This window comes from Vibrio sp. MACH09 (assembly GCF_033238805.1).
Taxonomy (GTDB): Bacteria; Pseudomonadota; Gammaproteobacteria; order Enterobacterales; family Vibrionaceae; genus Vibrio.
This window is the reverse complement of sequence record NZ_BSFZ01000003.1, coordinates 1-16,538: the sequence shown is the minus strand read 5'-3', so window position 1 is coordinate 16,538 and position 16,538 is coordinate 1. Positions and strand designations below refer to the sequence as shown.

General features: G+C 38.5%; 16 protein-coding genes. 3 read left to right on the top strand and 13 right to left on the bottom strand.

Translation table 11 applies throughout. The features are described from left to right. Nucleotides 1–34 precede the first annotated feature (34 nt). The 12 genes from CHJ_RS23150 to CHJ_RS23095 all read right to left on the bottom strand — a co-directional run bounded on the left by CHJ_RS23150 (nucleotide 35) and on the right by CHJ_RS23095 (nucleotide 13,056). Complete coding sequence (locus CHJ_RS23150; protein WP_317919254.1) at nucleotides 35–2,242, bottom strand: SEC-C metal-binding domain-containing protein; 2,208 nt, start codon at nucleotides 2,240–2,242, stop codon at nucleotides 35–37. Nucleotides 2,243–2,570: 328 nt separating this feature from the next. Continuing rightward, on the bottom strand, nucleotides 2,571–4,127 hold the full coding sequence (locus CHJ_RS23145) for a hypothetical protein (RefSeq protein WP_317919253.1): 1,557 nt from the start codon (nucleotides 4,125–4,127) through the stop codon (nucleotides 2,571–2,573). A 303-nt stretch (nucleotides 4,128–4,430) separates the two neighbouring features. Further along, nucleotides 4,431–5,003 carry a DUF2913 family protein gene (locus CHJ_RS23140; RefSeq protein WP_317919252.1) on the bottom strand — a complete coding sequence of 191 codons (573 nt, stop codon included), beginning with the start codon at nucleotides 5,001–5,003 and terminating at the stop codon, nucleotides 4,431–4,433. A gap of 449 nt (nucleotides 5,004–5,452) precedes the next feature. Continuing rightward, a complete protein-coding gene (locus CHJ_RS23135; protein WP_317919251.1) occupies nucleotides 5,453–6,562 on the bottom strand; it encodes an ATP-dependent nuclease in 1,110 nt (369 codons plus the stop codon). Further along, nucleotides 6,544–7,422 carry a hypothetical protein gene (locus CHJ_RS23130; RefSeq protein ID WP_317919250.1) on the bottom strand — a complete coding sequence of 293 codons (879 nt, stop codon included), beginning with the start codon at nucleotides 7,420–7,422 and terminating at the stop codon, nucleotides 6,544–6,546. Before CHJ_RS23130 ends, CHJ_RS23135 begins: the two co-directional genes overlap by 19 nt. Before the next feature lie 434 nt (nucleotides 7,423–7,856). Further along, the gene (locus CHJ_RS23125; protein ID WP_317919249.1) at nucleotides 7,857–8,018 is read right to left on the bottom strand and encodes a hypothetical protein; all 162 of its coding nucleotides are present in this window, start codon (nucleotides 8,016–8,018) and stop codon (nucleotides 7,857–7,859) included. Between the two features lie 283 nt (nucleotides 8,019–8,301). Beyond that, a complete protein-coding gene (locus tag CHJ_RS23120; protein WP_317919248.1) occupies nucleotides 8,302–8,520 on the bottom strand; it encodes a hypothetical protein in 219 nt (72 codons plus the stop codon). A 283-nt stretch (nucleotides 8,521–8,803) separates the two neighbouring features. Further along, nucleotides 8,804–9,049 (bottom strand): hypothetical protein, encoded by a 246-nt coding sequence (locus tag CHJ_RS23115; protein ID WP_317919247.1) that lies wholly within the window; start codon nucleotides 9,047–9,049, stop codon nucleotides 8,804–8,806. 141 nt (nucleotides 9,050–9,190) lie between these two features. Next, entirely contained in the window at nucleotides 9,191–9,601 is a 411-nt protein-coding gene (locus CHJ_RS23110; RefSeq protein WP_317919246.1) for a DUF3577 domain-containing protein, read from the bottom strand. 273 nt (nucleotides 9,602–9,874) lie between these two features. Next, entirely contained in the window at nucleotides 9,875–11,995 is a 2,121-nt protein-coding gene (locus CHJ_RS23105; RefSeq protein WP_317919245.1) for a DNA topoisomerase III, read from the bottom strand. Continuing rightward, nucleotides 11,995–12,600, bottom strand: a complete 606-nt coding sequence (locus CHJ_RS23100) for a hypothetical protein (protein ID WP_317919244.1) — start codon at nucleotides 12,598–12,600, stop codon at nucleotides 11,995–11,997. Before CHJ_RS23100 ends, CHJ_RS23105 begins: the two co-directional genes overlap by 1 nt. A gap of 39 nt (nucleotides 12,601–12,639) precedes the next feature. Beyond that, entirely contained in the window at nucleotides 12,640–13,056 is a 417-nt protein-coding gene (locus tag CHJ_RS23095) for a single-stranded DNA-binding protein (RefSeq protein WP_317919243.1), read from the bottom strand. 482 nt (nucleotides 13,057–13,538) lie between these two features. Between CHJ_RS23095 and CHJ_RS23090 the strand changes: the two genes are divergently transcribed. The 3 genes from CHJ_RS23090 (at nucleotide 13,539) to CHJ_RS23080 (ending at nucleotide 15,754) form a co-directional block, all read left to right on the top strand. Next, nucleotides 13,539–13,808, top strand: coding sequence for a hypothetical protein (locus CHJ_RS23090; protein WP_317919242.1), 270 nt, complete (start codon nucleotides 13,539–13,541; stop codon nucleotides 13,806–13,808). Nucleotides 13,809–14,014: 206 nt separating this feature from the next. After that, on the top strand, nucleotides 14,015–14,956 hold the full coding sequence (locus CHJ_RS23085) for an integrase (protein ID WP_317919241.1): 942 nt from the start codon (nucleotides 14,015–14,017) through the stop codon (nucleotides 14,954–14,956). A gap of 189 nt (nucleotides 14,957–15,145) precedes the next feature. Next, the gene (locus CHJ_RS23080; RefSeq protein ID WP_317919240.1) at nucleotides 15,146–15,754 is read left to right on the top strand and encodes a recombinase family protein; all 609 of its coding nucleotides are present in this window, start codon (nucleotides 15,146–15,148) and stop codon (nucleotides 15,752–15,754) included. Nucleotides 15,755–15,959: 205 nt separating this feature from the next. On the opposite strand, the gene CHJ_RS23075 is transcribed toward CHJ_RS23080, so the two are convergent. Beyond that, nucleotides 15,960–16,538 (bottom strand): GIY-YIG nuclease family protein (locus tag CHJ_RS23075; protein ID WP_317919239.1); only part of this gene is annotated, 579 nt, incomplete at its 5' end.

Below are 16,538 nucleotides of genomic sequence, written 5' to 3'. Positions count from 1 at the left end.
CACAAGCGACTGGATTTTTCCCACTAAATCAGAATTATGGTATACAGCATCGTTTATATTTCTTACCACTGCCGCATGGGCAAGGTTCATTTCTTCCAACTTTTTTACTTTCTATCTGCGGGTGCTTACCAAAGGAAATTTTTCTTACGTCTTCTATGTGATGCTCTGGTGAAATAGGCTTTAGATCCGCAACTAAACTATCCATTTCATCTGATTGGCTCCACTTGCTTTCGTGGTATGAAGCAAATCGAAATTTATCTTTAGTTGGGCTAAAACAACATCCAACCCAAGATTCTGCTTTGCATGTGTATTTTCGTTTCTCACAATGTGTAACCAGTCTCTTATAGGCAGTATCATTGTCATCTTCATTACAATGGATAGTTAAGCCAGTTTTTTCCTCTAACAAGGGAAGAGATATATCATGGTGCTGATGATCTTTTTTAAATTGAGTAATCATCTTTGAAATTGCTTTATTGAGTAGATCGATACTATTACCACTCATAGATAGAAGGTGTAGTCCTAGCTTCTGAAGACAATAGTCTGCCGAAAACTCAATATCATCGATAATTCTTCCAACATGAGACTTTCTAGAAAATGTGAGAAAACCTTCAGGAGTTTTGGGGCCATCATGACCATCTCTTCTGGCTAACATGGCTAATTCAAGATCTGTGGAAATATCATCGTCAAGCATAACTAGCGTTGGATCTTCCTCAAAGTATAAGTTTTGCTTGATGTAAGTTGAAAGAATTACTAGTTCATGATTAGAAAGAATTGAATCACCATAATCACTCCGTTTATTAAGATAATCGATAACCCAAAGAGGAGATGGCAACATTTCTGTAATCATATCCATTAAAAACACATCCATTACATAAGGGTGTCTTATTACATTGGTTGTTTTATATTTCAAAAAGTGCCGAGCTTGGGCAGCAAGAGCTGGGAAGTGATCTGATACGATACAAACAGGAAATATCGTCTTGAAATCTGATTGAATATTAACTTCTTTGCCAAATTCGTCTTTGAAAATATAACCTTCTTTTTGCAACAGTTGGCTACACAAGTCAGCTTGGTCATAGGCATCTTGAATCGCTTTCTTAAAATCACCTTCAAGCTGCTGACTGTTACCTTTACGAGCTTCAATAGTGAGCTTCTTGGACTTGGCTTGCACTACTATCGCGAAACGACCAAATGTGACTAAAACGTCAATTTCGCCAGCTTTGCCTTTACCATCGAAGATATCGATATTGGTTAATACATTCTCTTTACCAAATACTAATGCTAGGCGTTCAGCGGTAAAATTCTCAGTAAAAGCACCTCTGTGTTGGCTTGCAATAGACTTGTAAGCTTTGTCTTCGTTAAACCAAAAGAATGGACTTTCATAAAGAGCCTCCCATAAACTGTAGGCTTGAAAACTGACGAAGGTGTCTTCATCAATTTTTATTATAGGGAACGCATTCTTATGATTAAAATCATCCACAGATTTAAAGCATTTCATTCCTTCTTCGGGTTTGGCTGATAAAGCTGCGATCACAGCTTCGACAACCTCTTCGCCTAAACCACTTCGTGTTACAACTTCAGAGATAGTAATAATGAACATAGGTAGGTGGTACGGCAATGGCCAGCTTTTTGCTGAAGAGGCTAACTGATTGGCTTTTTCTAGTTGAATTTGCTCTATAGCCGAAATAACATCAACTGCTTGAGGGATTTTGAACCCTTTGTTTGCCTCAACCCAATCCTCATCAAGAGAATATCTACGCTTGGCTAAATCTCTATATTGATGTTTAAAAACCCCATCCCCTCCGTAAAAAATAGCTTCTCGCATAAAGTGATTTTTATCTCTGGTTGGGGCTAGTTCTCTCATGAACTCACCAAAATTAGGGATATCATCACCATCCTTGGAACCAAATTTTTCAGACAAGGCAGCAAAATCTAGTGGTGGATAAAAGCTATGATGTAATTCATCGAGAAGATGCCAGACATGTTCCGCTCTTTCTTTTAATTCATCTAAGCTCAGTTGTTTATCGCTGAATCCGCTTTTACACGCTAAACCAATGAGTGTTGAAAGCTCAGTTCTGGATAAGCGAGTTCTATCAAATGCCTGCGCGAAGGCTTCAGCGTCCAACTTTTCACCAGAAAAATGAATAAAAGTGTCTTTCCAACAGAAAAAAGCTATAACTTCCCAGAAACCTTCTTGGGCAGCAATTACCTCTAGTTCATCAAAAATTTCTTGCTCAGTTCTCATAGGGTTCCGTGATGTGTGTGGGTACTTATACTCAATTTAACACATACTGAAGCATATCAATTAGAAGATGGCCTTGTTTATTTTAATCAATAGCAACGGTATTACAGAAATGATACAAACTCATTTCTGTCCATCTTCGAGTTAGTAGTATCGTCACTAACTCCATTCCTTGTTAGCCCTCAGTTGCCATACATGATCTAATGGATAGGCAAAAGACAAGACCTACCCCATGGCTGTAGACCAAATCTGAGCAAATCAGACTAAGATTACACCTTGTGAGAGCCGAAGTTTTAGTAAAGGCTCTCATTTCTTAACTCGTTGAGTCTAATTAAGACTGAGAAATTAACTGTTCTAATCTATTGATGTGTATTTGGGTTATTTCTTCTAATTCGTCGTTAGTGGGAGAGCGGTTTTCAAACACAAATGGTTCTAAAGTTTCAATTGTGTGGACTACGTACTTTGAGTCTTCAACGTTTGCGTGCATTAGGAACACTGAGCCCAGCACATACTCACCAACTTGAACAACGAAAGGCATTACATTTTGTATGTCGTCAGATACGTCAATCACGTCGTCTGGATGCGGTTCGATACAAACTCCGTCTGGCTCATTTCTCAAAAATTTTGCTAATACGTTAATGCGCTCTTCGTCTCGTGCTAACTGATCTAGCGATACTAATTTGCTAGGTTCTAAATTGTAGCTTTGGTATATCAGTATCAATGAATCAATTAAGTCGTCTTTATTGTCTTGATGGCTAACAGTACAAGTTGCATTGAGTTTTCTATCATCTTCGAGAAAGTGCATTTCCCACAACTGCTCATTATTTCTCTGAGATGCGTGAAATACTCTTAAAAAATTGATAGCACCTTGGATTGAAGTTGTCTTATCAGTAGTCAGATGAGGGATTATATGAAATTCGCCTTCTTTAACGCTTATTTCTATTGAGAACAGATCTGAACGAAGGAACAAACCAGTATCGTGCGCAGTGATGCAAACCTTATGTACGATATCGGTTAAGAAAGTGATGGCCGGTGAGTATGGTGTAGTTCGAACTTTTAGGTTGCACTGGCCTGATACGTTGGGAGTGATCGTTACTTGTGCATTCTGACTTTCTTCAATGACTACAGCCCCCTCTGATAAATCAAATCGGTTATCTTTAGTTATGCTTTCACTGACATTTATTGGGATAGGTTGGTACCCAAGGTAGCTATCTTTTAGATGGTTCTGAATTTCTGATGGCTCAGCCTTAAAAGAAAAGAAGAATCCGGACTTACCGTAGCCTGTCGTTTTAATAATGGCTTTTTTATTTTCTTGATATTTCTCCATACCAGACGGGATATGTGTTAGAACTTTGTCCACAAACTCACTGGCATGGGTGTTTTTCAACTTTACTTTTTCATCATAATTGACAGTTATCACTAGCTTGTTTAGCTTTTTGGGAGCCTTTGATATGTCATTTTTTCTGACTTTTTTAAGCACCCGATGGATCAGTGATTCATCAACATGAACGAGATAGGCTGATTCTAGGTGTGGTAGGGAATCTTCACTGAACTCTAGGAAAAGGATGAAGGCAGGAGAGTTGTAATTGACGAGTCGCTTGAGTGCTGATAACTTGATATCACATTTTCCTCTTTTCCCCTGTGTGGACTTTACTTGTACTTTACATTCAATAGGAGTGCTTTGTAGGTCTCTCGGTAAATCAGTCTTCAGGTAGGGAAACTCAAGAAAGCTATCCCATCCATTTACATCTTCATGTGCAGAAGAAGTTATGACAATCCCAACCTCGCGACACCATTTTGCTAACGTATCTTCCCCTAAAGCACCTAGATTGAAATATTTCTCAAATTCCATATAGCCTAAAAACTGATTAACCTTATCGATAACCAATAGTATGCCATGCTTAAACCCCGTTTAAATATGTTTAATTTAAAAGAAAGTCCTAACTCACGACATGAGCTAGGGCTTCATTGAGTGCGCACACTACATCAAATTCCATTCGGTGATAGATACCTGTCTGGATCTTTGCCCCATAGGTAAAGCTTAAAGTGTAATGGCATAGTGAATTCGGCCAACGGACTGGAGATTTTGCAATACTTCAGGTAATCCCTTAAAAGCTAACTTAGTAAAATCACTGACAAAGTTGTGTCCAAAACCGACTTAACATATAGTCAAACAAGAAAAGAGTATTAACTACAACCGAAACATTTCTACGCGTAGGTGGTAGTCGTCTTGATACGCGACTACCGACTGAAAATAACCACTACAGTCTAATACGTCAGAAAACTCTGCTTGTTGGTCACTATCACCAACTAATAGTATCTGGGTCGATTTTAGCATCAAACCATCTTCGTCAAACCTTGATGACAAATCTTTATCGATAACGCAAATTAATACATCCCCATACCTAGAGTTGAGATCCAGTTCTTTCGCCAGTGAGTACTGAACCTTAGTCCTAAGTTTACTCTCTATCTTACTCACCAATTCAACAAAATGATGGATATCAGTTGAACATTGTTGAAAGAGCTTGCTCTGCTCTTGTGCAAGCATAGATTCAAAGTTCACACCATGCTTGCGCGCTAGAAATAGCCATTGCTTCGTCTGTTTTTTTATACTGCGATATCGACTGGATTTTATTTTTCGTTTTAAAAAATGAACCAGCAGTTGGTTTCTTTCTGACACGGTTAGTCGCTTTTCTCGTGCTTTAAATTGCAGGTGCAATAAGGCGTGAGTACTTACATCAAGCAGCAATATTGATTGGTTCATTCAATGATTGTAGTCATAAAGTTTCATAATAAATAATATACAGCGAAATCCGACACTTGTCGGAGTTTATTGGTATAAAAATGTAAACAATAGTTTGTTATTCAAGCTGGCTTAGTATGTCAGTGAGTATTTGCTATAAATCGGCAATTTTCAGCTTGGAAATACCCCCCTTTTTCTATTGAGTTAGGTCACTTGACTCGAATTTAAGAAACAGGTGTGAGATTAACGCTTTATCGTAAGCGCGTCATAACCCTCGCCTTTTAATCAGTCATACATCATCATAAGATCAACTCTCTACAAAATAAGGAGAGTTGAAAATGACTACGCGACGCACCAACTACTCATCTCGATACCTAGAACGGTATACGCAAATCCTATGCAGAATTAGGTAATTAGCCCCTTGGTTTTGGATGTAAATTCAGGGTCTATAATTTTATGCATAAGCTCCCCTAAAGGTTACTGTGCATATTTATAAACATGAATATTTTTTCACATAGGTCTTTTAGGTCTTGGGTAAGTTCCCATTCGACATCTTCAGAAGCCATCAACTCAACAGCAGTTTCGCAAAACTTAACTTTGTCCTTTATTGTGCCGGATTTGTCTTCATAAAACTTACGTCCCTCTTTTGCATTGATTCGGGTGATGCAAGGTTCCAAGATGCTCCCAATACCATCATCTTCAACTGAAATGCTATCCTGAGTAATCGAAGTAAGGTCTATTGTCGACTCTCCTTTACTATTGAAAGATTCCCATCTTTTCTTAGCTGCAGCTTTCAATACTTCAATCGGTAAATAGTTTTCAATTTCTTTATAAGCAAGAAGTTCAAATCCTTCACCTAAAGCTTTTTCCAGACTTTCTACACGCGTGCCTTTTGCGTCAATATCTTTGTCAGCGATGAGCAATATATTACTTATTAAAGATTTGGCATGAGTTTCATCCTTCGTTTCCTGGTCATCAAAGTTCCAATGCGTAATGTTTGATCCTTGATACTCGGTAAAGATGTAGTGGAGGTTTTCTTTAAAGTGCAAGTACTCTGCGGGCGTTTCGTCTAGAGATAAGTACTTCTGCATATAAGCTTTTAGATATAATTTGTCAGTTATACCCTCAACCCAAATTGAACAGTTTGCATTTAAAACTGACGAAGCTCTTACCCCTAAACCTTGCAATAAACGCATGTTGGCATCAGAACTTTCCACAACAGTTACTTCGCTATCTTTGTCCACTTCTTGATGAACACGTTGAAGTGAAACATCACCATACTCTTGCGCCATGTCGATAAAATGGTTTGAGTGTGTAGTCATGAAGTACATGTGTTTAGGTCGTTGCCTAAAAGCATCAATAATGATTCGTTGCAAGCCAGCATGCACATTTTGTTCAGGTTCTTCGATGAAGAATATTGTGGGCTCTTCGGTCAAGAAGGCTTGGATAGTCAACAAAACAATAGTCTGAATGCCATCACCCATATCATAGATTGGGCGTTCATTTCGTTCACCGATCTTTACATGTACAACATTGTTTTCTCGGCCGGTAATCGGGTCTTTTAAGATTCTTGGTACCAAAGCAATTTCTTGGGCATCAAAAAAGTGTTGTGAAAGGAAATCTTCGTAGTCTTTAACACTTTGGCGCTCTTGGTGATTTCCAAGCAGTGCTTTTTTAAGTCTTCATAAAGAGTATGGCCGGTGAATATGCTCAACACATCAAGTTTGTCATCTACCTTGCCGTCTTCATCAAGCTTATTTGCACCATTGTTAGGTTTCAATCCTTTGTTATTAAAGTAATCTTGCAGTGTTCGATTCAGATAAACATCTTCATCTGCAAGTGTACGAAGGCCTCGCAGAAGTGGAATATATACTTTTTTAAAGGTGGTATCGCTATATCTAACTAATTGAGAAAATAGGGCTGGGTCTGAGGCATTCTCTAGTATCTCTTTGGCGAATCGTTGATCATGCTCACTATTTAAAATGGGTCTAGAATTTTGAACAACTTTTAACGCGATGTTGCGAATAATTACCTCTAAGTTTTTATAGCTTAACCCCGATACATGGTTGCGGTATAACTCAGTTCTAATCGATGTACTGATTCCTTTGTTAAAACCTCCCGACACTAAATCTTGAGATAGATTAGGTGAAAATTCATGATGGAATAAACTATCCACTATCGTATGAGATAGGTAGTCATCAAACTCCATTTCAGATAAGTCAGAAACCAATAGAAATCTTAATAAACGGCTTTTTCCTGAATTGTTAGGGCCAATGAATAGGTTTATTGGCTTGAGGTTCTCAAGTTGCCAGTTCCAATCAATGGTTTCGGCAAAGCCTTCCGGGGCAAATGATACTTCAGAGCGAAAGCCTTCTTCTTCAAAGTTAGCTATTCTAAGTTTGTTAACTAACTTAGAATAGGGGAGTAGTTCTTGCGTCATTATTTATGTCTTATAATTCTGTTTAAATGGTTACTGGTTCAATAAAGACCTCATTGACCCCTTTTGCATCGAACTTTAGCTCAATGTCGTAAAGGTTTTCGGCTAGACCTAGCATGTGACACATCATACTTTAACCATCAGGTACCTGATTAATGTAAAGTGATTGTGCTTCATTGCCCTGACTGAGAAAACCTAGCACCGTTAACTTTATTTTGGCTAGTTTACATACATTACTTTTTTGTTAAAGCAACTTTAAAGTTGAGATATAAATATTGTTCATGCAGGGTGAAATACCATGTTTCTTAAAAAGAAAAAGCCTCAGTTCTAACGAACCAAGGCTTTAGTTAAGAAGGCAATTAAAGCAGAGCGGCCGAGAAGTTCGCTTTAATCAATATAATCATAGCTCCCGTGACAATTGTGCTACAAACAACCAATTACTTTTTATCAATCTTATCCATTCGTTTATTCAAATCTGCCATCTTTTCCTCTAATCTTAACTCCATTACTCGCAACTCTTCCCATGTCACACTCTGTTCTGCCCTCTCAAGCAAAAATTTAATCAAATCTTTTTGAGTAAATTCATTTGATTCAGTCATGTTCACCTCTTTCATACCTTATCGATATAACAAAATTCTCCTCTCAATCGAGCCAAGAATTTATTAATCGACAGGTACCCTTCTCATCCACAATAATGACAGCTGTTCGATATTCACAACGTAATAAACTTACCCTAACTGGTCGTCCGTGTAAGATTTGATATGTAAATATTTATTATCGATAAAGTGCGTTGAGCTGGTTGAAATATCGTGTCCCTTAAAAAGAAAAAGCCTCAGTTCTAATGAACCAAGGCTTTAATATGTATTGGGTTTAAGGAAGCAATTAAAACAAAGCGGCGGGCAAGTACTCTTTAAGCAATAGAGTTATAATTCCCGCAATAATAACCCATTGCATTCTATCGATTTTAGACTCAACCCGATCAATTTTTTGATTTAGGTTAGATTCCACTGCTTGCAGATTTTCACGCGTAGCTATGTGTGTCACGGTATCAAGCAGATGTTCCATCAAATTTTTTTGAGTAAACTCATTTGAATCAGTCATGTTCACCTCTTTCATACCTTATCGATATAACAAAATTCTCCCCTCAATCGAGCCAAGAATTTATTAATCGACAGGTACCCTTCTCATCCACAATAATGACAGCTGTTCGATATTCACAACGTAATAAACTTACCCTAACTGGTCGTCCGTGTAAGATTTGATATGTAAATATTTATTATCGATAAAGTGCGTTGAGCTGGTTGAAATATCGTGTCCCTTAAAAAGAAAAAGCCTCAGTTCTAATGAACCAAGGCTTTAATATGTATTGGGTTTAAGGAGGCAATTAAAACAAAGCAGCAGGCAAGTACTCTTTAAGCAATAGAGTGATAGTTCCCGCAATAATAATCCATTGCATTCTATCGATTTTAGATTCAACTTTATCGATTTTAGACTCAACCCGATCAATTCTTTGATTCAGGTTAGATTCCACTGCTTGCAGATTTTCATGCGTTGCTGTGTGCATCGCCCTATGAAGCAAATGTTCCATCAAATCTTTTTGAGTAAATTCATTTGAATCAGTCATGTTCATGTCCTTTATCTCCTGTTTCTATACTATCAAAAAAAACAAGAGACCCCAATCCCGGACAGGAAACGGATCTCCTGCCGGATAGGTAGAAATGTATATAAATGTAACAAAAGAGCCCTCACGTAAAGTAAGGGCGGTAAATTATCAAGCAGCTTCCAAAGACTTAGGCTCTGTTTTATAAACAACAGAATCATTGATCTTTAGATACTTAATACGAATTAAGCGCGCCTTTAGAGAATACCCCTGCTGGCCTGCTTTCGTATGATCGCTTGGATAAGTAAAAGTATCGACATACTGATCACTCATGACCACACTTGCAGTTACAACGTCATCTTTACCTATATCGGTAAGATGTTGTTCAAAAAGCGCGATCGCTTCTTTTCCAACAACGTTGCAGTCAAAGAACGTTTTTTCATTGTCATCGCCGCGACAAGCCGCAACAGTAACAGACCAAAAAGGGTGACCTTTTCTTGGTGTTACCTGACGAATTCGATTAAAAAAACCAAAACCATTTGTGTGTAAATCGAAGTATTGAGCTTTGTTATTACCAGTCATAATTATTCTCCTGACAAAAAATTGGCACGGAAAAAAATCACATCCCACTGGGAAATAATTTTCCCGTGTGGGTGGTAAAAAGTAGGTGACATCAACATAACTGTTGAGTAGTGATTAAGACGCTTCCCACTTATCTTCGATAAGCCGCGACACGTTTCAGAAAGCCATTTAAGAGAGGTCTCGTGTGCTTTACACTATAAAGTTAGTGTACAACTTTTGACCGCCTTAGGTTAACAGTTCAATTATGCTTGTAAAGTGTTTTTTATAGCCTGTTTATCTCTCATTTTTCATCTCTTTTCCAGGCTTTCCTTTATCATCAAAACAGCGTATTTTGCAGCCAGATTTCCATGCCGAGCATCCCCACCAATACCTTCCTTTTTCTTTCGCCTTTTTTCTGACAAGAACCCCTCGGTGACAAGAGCAAGGAAAAAACTTTGCCGGCTTTCCTCTAACATTATCCAAAATAAGGCCACATTGTTCTTTGTTTTCACAGGCCCAGAAAAGCGTTTTGCCTTTACGTAAATACATGCGTTTTTTGCACAATGGGCAAGGAAAAGAAGGTTCAACAAACTCAGGTAACCGAATTTCCATGTCTCCTGATTTTACTTTAGCGACGATTGTCCGAACAAAGCCTTCCTGTTTAGACATAAACTCACTCAGGCTGTATGTTCCTTTCTCAATACCATCCAATGCTTGCTCCCAAATTGCTGTCATCACAGGATTACTTATTTCATCCGGTAGCGCAGCAATAAGCGCTTTTCCCGACTCAGTACTTAGCAACTTTTTACCTCTGCTCTCGATAAATCCTCGTTTTTTCAACGCTTCCAAAATAGAAGCGCGCGTAGCCTGTGTACCAAGACCTGCGGTTTCTTTCAAAATTTTTTTAAATTGATCGGGAATATTGTCGTTTCGTGCAATATTTGCCATCGCATCAAGGAGCGAGCCTTCACTATAATGAGCAGGCGGTGTCGTCTTCTTTGTTAATATCGTCCCCCGACAAATCATCATTGTCTGACCAACAGACAAAACAGGAAGAGCCAGTTTTTCTTCTTTCTTATCATCCCCTTCATCTTTCACTACAATACGCCAACCCTTTACTCGTTCGACTTTTCCGCTGACCTTAAAACGATGTGAATCACACTGAAGTTCAACCAAAGTGGCATCGTCTTCCGCGCATGGATAAAACTGAGCCAAATAGCGCTGAACAATCGCAAGATAGACCCGTCGTTCTCGTTCACTCAACGCCTGAAAATCCACTTTCTTACTCGTGGGAATGATCGCATGGTGCGAACTCTCAGCGACTTTTTTATCATTCCAACAAGCACTTTTTATTGAAAGATCAACACCACCGCACCAGCTTGCACATTCATCAATGACCGATAAGGTTTGAACAATATGACGAACCTCAGAATGCTGGCTCTCAGGAAGATAACAACCATCACTTCTGGGATATGTTGTTATTTTATGTTTCTCATAGAGTGACTGCGCAGTATCGAGCGTTTGCTGCGCCGTATAACCGTATTTCGACGACATTTTCTTTTGCAGATAACCAAGATAAAACAATTGAGGATGCTTTACTTTCTGACGTTTTCTTTCAAATACCGTAACGCAAGCGGCTTGTCCCTGACATTGCTGAATGACTCGATCAGTATGCTCTCTATTTAAACAACGTCCTGATTCATCAGAAATATCATCAGGAACCTGCCACTTTGCATCAAACTGATCATTTATGTTTACCACTACATCGTAAAACGGTTTAGAGACAAAACATGAAATAGCAATATCACGCTCAACAACAAGACGAAGAGTTGGCGTTTGAACACGTCCAACAGACATCAGGCCACGGTAACCGGCATCTTGCCCAATAATGGAGCAGAGCCTCGTCAAGTTCATACCGAGCAGCCAGTCAGCCTGACCTCGCGCAAGCCCTGCAAAATACAAAGATTCCGTTTCACTACCCGTTTTAAGTGACTCAAATCCTTTACGGATACTCTCATCATCAAGAGCGCTCAACCACAGTCGATGTATCTGTCCTTGATAATTAACGTACTCTAAAATTTCTCGGGCAATAACTTCTCCTTCTCGATCCGCATCGGTAGCGATCACGACCTCATCCGCTTCATTCAATAATTTTTTAATAATGTTAAATTGCTTTTTCTTTTCTGCCGGTACCACCATCTTCCAAACATCAGGAATAATGGGCAATGCATCCATTGACCAGACCTTTAACTTATCATCATAAACATCTGGATCAGCTTGAGAAAGGAGATGACCAATCGCCCAGGTGACAACATCATTCCCTCCTCTCAATGCACCATCAAGCTTCTCGTTACACCCCAGAAATGCCGCTAAATCGCGACCTTGAGATGGTTTTTCACATAAGAATAGCCGCATTACTCACCCTCTCTTGCTAACATTTCCGATATAGTGACAACGTCACTAGGTATAGATCGCCGAATAGCATTGACGAGATCAGGTCGAGTTAGGGATTCATCTTGATCAATATTTTCGATATCTGCTTTTTGAAAGGCGGAATACAAATCAACTTTTTCAACATCACGGAGGCATTGCGCTCTTTCAAAGCCATAGAATTGCACCAAAAGCTCGCCAATACGACGAGCGCTAAGACGCACGCCGAAAAGAGTTTTAGCTTGGTTTTGAATATAAACGACAGGCTTTATAGGATGTGATACCGCTTGCGCCCGATTACGAATAATCAACGTTTCTTCGTGGATTGATTCTAGAGGGTTGAACAGATGATACGCTTTGTATCGACCACTTTTCTCTTGTAGACGCTCTTTTACCCAATCAGGTGTGACAGTACCAAGCGTTATCCCTTCACTATTTCCGATTAACGCTTTTTGAACCTGAGAACTAAAAGGCTCTTGTGCTTTTATATCTCGCTCTGCCTTCGCAAGTGCACATCTGTCACCGCAATGCCGCGCACGTACCCGTTCGCGAAGCGCGATAATAGCATTATTTAAATTAATATCTTCCAAATCAATATTCCCTATATTATTCAGGTATTGATCCACTATTCACATTATTTTTTCAGAATGTGGCAAGCGCTCTTTTAAAGAAACAGACTGCAAACGATGCGGCATAATTGAAATCAGAGAAGCTGTGAGAGCCATGCCTGAATTTATTTGATCTGGATATTCTTTATCTGGCCATGTATCTAATCGTAACTCTCCTTCAATACGAACACGCATTCCTTTTTGCAATAATTTACTGAGTGCTTCTGAATCGTTTTTCCAATAATCTATCATGATCCAAAATCCACCTTTATCTTCATATGGATTCTCTTGATTATTAGTTTTAACCAGACGATCGTACTTAACATTAAATTTTAATAAAGGTCTTGGCTTGCCTTCAGAACGTTCATTACCCGGTTGAAACGTCAACTCTGGAGCTGCACCAATATTGCCGTCAAAAATAAAAATACCTTTCGCCATGTTATTTTCTCCTGTGTAAGACATGCTTTAACACAGTAACAAATCTTTTCTTTAAAAATCCTATTTAGAACCCCTAAAAATAAAATTTTTCTAATTCACAATTTTCATTTTATTTCTGTTATACTAAATAAAGCTCTGCATTAAACATACAATCAATGAAAACAACGCTAAGATTAAAACCATTTAATACGGCACAACATAAGGACAAATGATATTTTATATGTATCCACTTAACATCATTCGATCCAATAATTAATTAATAGTACCAACACATCCATCGAATATAAGATCAATTATTAGGGAGATATATCTAGTCTCCTACAAGCCCTCCTCAGGGTCGTTCGATTTCTCTCTACCCTGATGAGGGCCACCATTCCCTTGCGCCATAGGATGTAGTAAAATAAACAAAGGATCTTCCACCAAAATTTCAGATTAACACTTGGATACAATACTTAGTAAAAATCATCAGCGTAAGGTATATTATGAATAGTTTAATCGCACAGTTAGAAAAAGAGACATCACAAAAATCCTGCTCTATAAACAAACGTTCTAAACTTGACTTATACAAAGATGAAATATTATTACTAAGAAAGGTTGGGCTTAGTTATAATAAGATATCAAGCTGGCTACTGAATACTAAATCAGTATCTATAACTGATGCAGGAATTATTCATATGGTAAAAAAATGGAGTCATCATGATCGAGACCAGAACACCAAAGAACTTAATAGACAAATTGATCCCCAAAAGTAATGATAAAAATATTTATAAAGTCAAAAGGCGATACAACTCACAACTTGATCCGTTGAGACACGAAATTTTGATTTTAAGATTTGATTTAAACCGCAGCTTATTTGTTATTAAAAAATGGTTGAGCAGCAAGCATAATATTGATGTAACAGAGCAAACTATACAAAATCGTATTCTTTATTGGCGCAATACTTCTAATGGAGAGAATCATGATCATGCGAGACAAAACAAAAGACAAACTATCTAGTCAATCTCAACGCTTTTTTAAAAGTCATTACTCTGGATTAGGACAAAAAAAGAATAAAGGATCACGTTTAATTCACGGTAGACGAACTTTAAAAGAGCAGGCAAGAATAGTAGCAAAAGCCGCTTATGATTTAGGTGTTAATCGTATTAAACATATTACACCGACTATGGCGCAACAATATTTAATACATTGTCGTGATCGTGGTTTGTCTCAAAAATATTTGTCATCAATAAAAAGATCACTAGAGCGAACGGTTTATCTAAAAGAGCCTGAAAAAAAATTAGATAACGTAATAGCACTACCTAGAAAGTGGGTACCATTAACCGATAGAGACCGAGCTTACACTAATGATCAAATCCGGGAGATAATCACACACCTCTCCCCTGCAGCTGAGTTTTCTACTCTATTAGCTTATCACGCAGGTTTACGCGTTGAAGAACTTCTCACTATAAAACGATTAAATGAAGCAACAGTGTCAACAACTCGAAAATGGAGTGATCAGCGTTTTCTCGGAAGAGAAGAAGGCACTAGATATATTGTTACTGGCAAAAACGGTCTCAGACGGGAAGTCATGTTCGATAAAGAGTTGGCGCAAAGATTAGAATCTCAACGTTTAGATACCCCTCAAACTGTTTATGACAGAGGTGAACCATTTCTTGTTCATTACGACATACTAGGTGGAAAACGATTTTCAGAGGCATTTTCACACGCTTCATATAAGACTCTTGGGTGGTCACATGGTGCACACGGTCTTCGCTTTAGTTACGCTCAACAAAGAATGGACCATGAGCTGCTTAATATCCCATATTCGCAAGCCAAACTAATCGTTAGCCAGGAACTTGGACATTTTCGCGAGCACATTACCGATCGCTATATTGAGCCATACGGAAAAATATCTAAATAAGAAGTATTTCTGTTCTGAATTACTCTTCCAAAAATTATTTGGCAATATACCTTTTCAATGGTTCGATTAGAGTATACTTATTATAAACCACTTCATTCACAGCCTAAAATGGTTCGTTAATAGTTGACTTGATACCCTACGCGAACTAATATCGAAAACCACACCCTATACAAACCAATTAAGATATTTATGTTCATAAGAGCTTACCTTCGTGCATCGACAGATGAACAAGATGCAAATCGAGCAAAAGAAGAGTTAATGCATTTTGTTGATAAAAAAGGTGTACGAATAGCAAGTTACTATATTGAAAACCAATCTGGTGCAAAAGTAGATAGACCTGAATTGGGACGGTTAATCCAAGATTCACACAAAGGAGATATACTGCTTATCGAAAAGGTGGATAGGCTCTCTCGATTACCATACGAACAATGGAAAATACTAAAAAGCCAACTTGTTGATGCCGGCATCCATATTGTTGTTGTAGATCAGCCAATGACTCATAGTGTTCTTAGCCATAGCTCAGAAAATACAATGATAGCAAAAGTACTCACTGAGTTTATGATAGATCTAGCCGCTGCCATGTCCAGGGACGATTACGAAACGAGAAGAAAGCGCCAAGCTCAAGGCATTGCAAAGGCTAAAGCCGCCGGTAAATACCAAGGCCGAAAACCGAATATAAAACTAAGAGAAAACATTATATTACTAATTGGTGAAGGTAAAAGCTGGACACAAGTTCAAGAACTTTTAGGTTGCAGTCGCTCAACGATAGCTAAAGCGATAAAGTCTAAATCAGATTAATCCTTATTACTGGCGAGAGTTGATGGAAAGTTCGAATTACTTAGTTCATGTGCTACCGCGTCTATCGACTTGCTTGCTCAGTTTGGTTCTACAAGCTCGCTTATAGCAACCAAAATCGAGCCTGATCTAAAATATCAATGAGCAATTCTTATCCCTGACTTATCTACAGAAACGGTGGATAAGTAACCAGAATCTACTTCCCCCCTTATTTGTTCATGGCTGCTTTTACGCGCTTAACGGTTGACCGTCCCTTACCTGTATAATCCGCTGTCTGATTGATAGAGCGCCCAAGTTCTAAACTGGTGACAATATCAGAATATTTAGTTAAAAAGTCTTCAGTGCTAACCGTCGAACCTTTAGGCCGACCAAACTTACCACTTTCGCGTTGGGTTAGCTCGATGCCACGCTTAGATGCGGCTAGGCGTTTTTCTTCATACCTCCAACGACCTGTCACAATGAAACGTTCCGCTTTGTTAAAGGGCTCAAAGTTGTTAGTTAGCTTGGTAAATTCCGCTTTTAATCGCTTCAATGATTTGTCATTTAGTGTCAGGTATTCAGTGTGCGAGTCAACGTTAGCCAACTGATTGTTGTAACGATGAAAAACATACTTTTCAACATGACCACAATTAGCAACTTTACGCAAGACAGTACTTTTTATTACGACTTTGCCTGTAGCTTTTTCTAAATCGAGCACAGTTTCTTTTAAGCGTTGTTCTGGCACTCTCGATGTCCTCCCTACTTTATGAATTACACTGTTATCCGCTAGTTGATACTCAAACAGATA

Coding starts and splice junctions, on each gene's coding strand:
- CHJ_RS23130 (WP_317919250.1), bottom strand. CDS start 7,422: ATGACGCAAGAACTACTCCCCTATTCTAAGTTAGTTAACAAACTTAGA.
- CHJ_RS23110 (WP_317919246.1), bottom strand. CDS start 9,601: ATGACTGGTAATAACAAAGCTCAATACTTCGATTTACACACAAATGGT.
- CHJ_RS23115 (WP_317919247.1), bottom strand. CDS start 9,049: ATGAACATGACTGATTCAAATGAATTTACTCAAAAAGATTTGATGGAA.
- CHJ_RS23095 (WP_317919243.1), bottom strand. CDS start 13,056: ATGGCGAAAGGTATTTTTATTTTTGACGGCAATATTGGTGCAGCTCCA.
- CHJ_RS23150 (WP_317919254.1), bottom strand. CDS start 2,242: ATGAGAACTGAGCAAGAAATTTTTGATGAACTAGAGGTAATTGCTGCC.
- CHJ_RS23090 (WP_317919242.1), top strand. CDS start 13,539: ATGAATAGTTTAATCGCACAGTTAGAAAAAGAGACATCACAAAAATCC.
- CHJ_RS23105 (WP_317919245.1), bottom strand. CDS start 11,995: ATGCGGCTATTCTTATGTGAAAAACCATCTCAAGGTCGCGATTTAGCG.
- CHJ_RS23125 (WP_317919249.1), bottom strand. CDS start 8,018: ATGACTGAATCAAATGAATTTACTCAAAAAGATTTGATTAAATTTTTG.
- CHJ_RS23140 (WP_317919252.1), bottom strand. CDS start 5,003: ATGAACCAATCAATATTGCTGCTTGATGTAAGTACTCACGCCTTATTG.
- CHJ_RS23080 (WP_317919240.1), top strand. CDS start 15,146: ATGTTCATAAGAGCTTACCTTCGTGCATCGACAGATGAACAAGATGCA.
- CHJ_RS23085 (WP_317919241.1), top strand. CDS start 14,015: ATGATCATGCGAGACAAAACAAAAGACAAACTATCTAGTCAATCTCAA.
- CHJ_RS23120 (WP_317919248.1), bottom strand. CDS start 8,520: ATGACTGATTCAAATGAGTTTACTCAAAAAAATTTGATGGAACATCTG.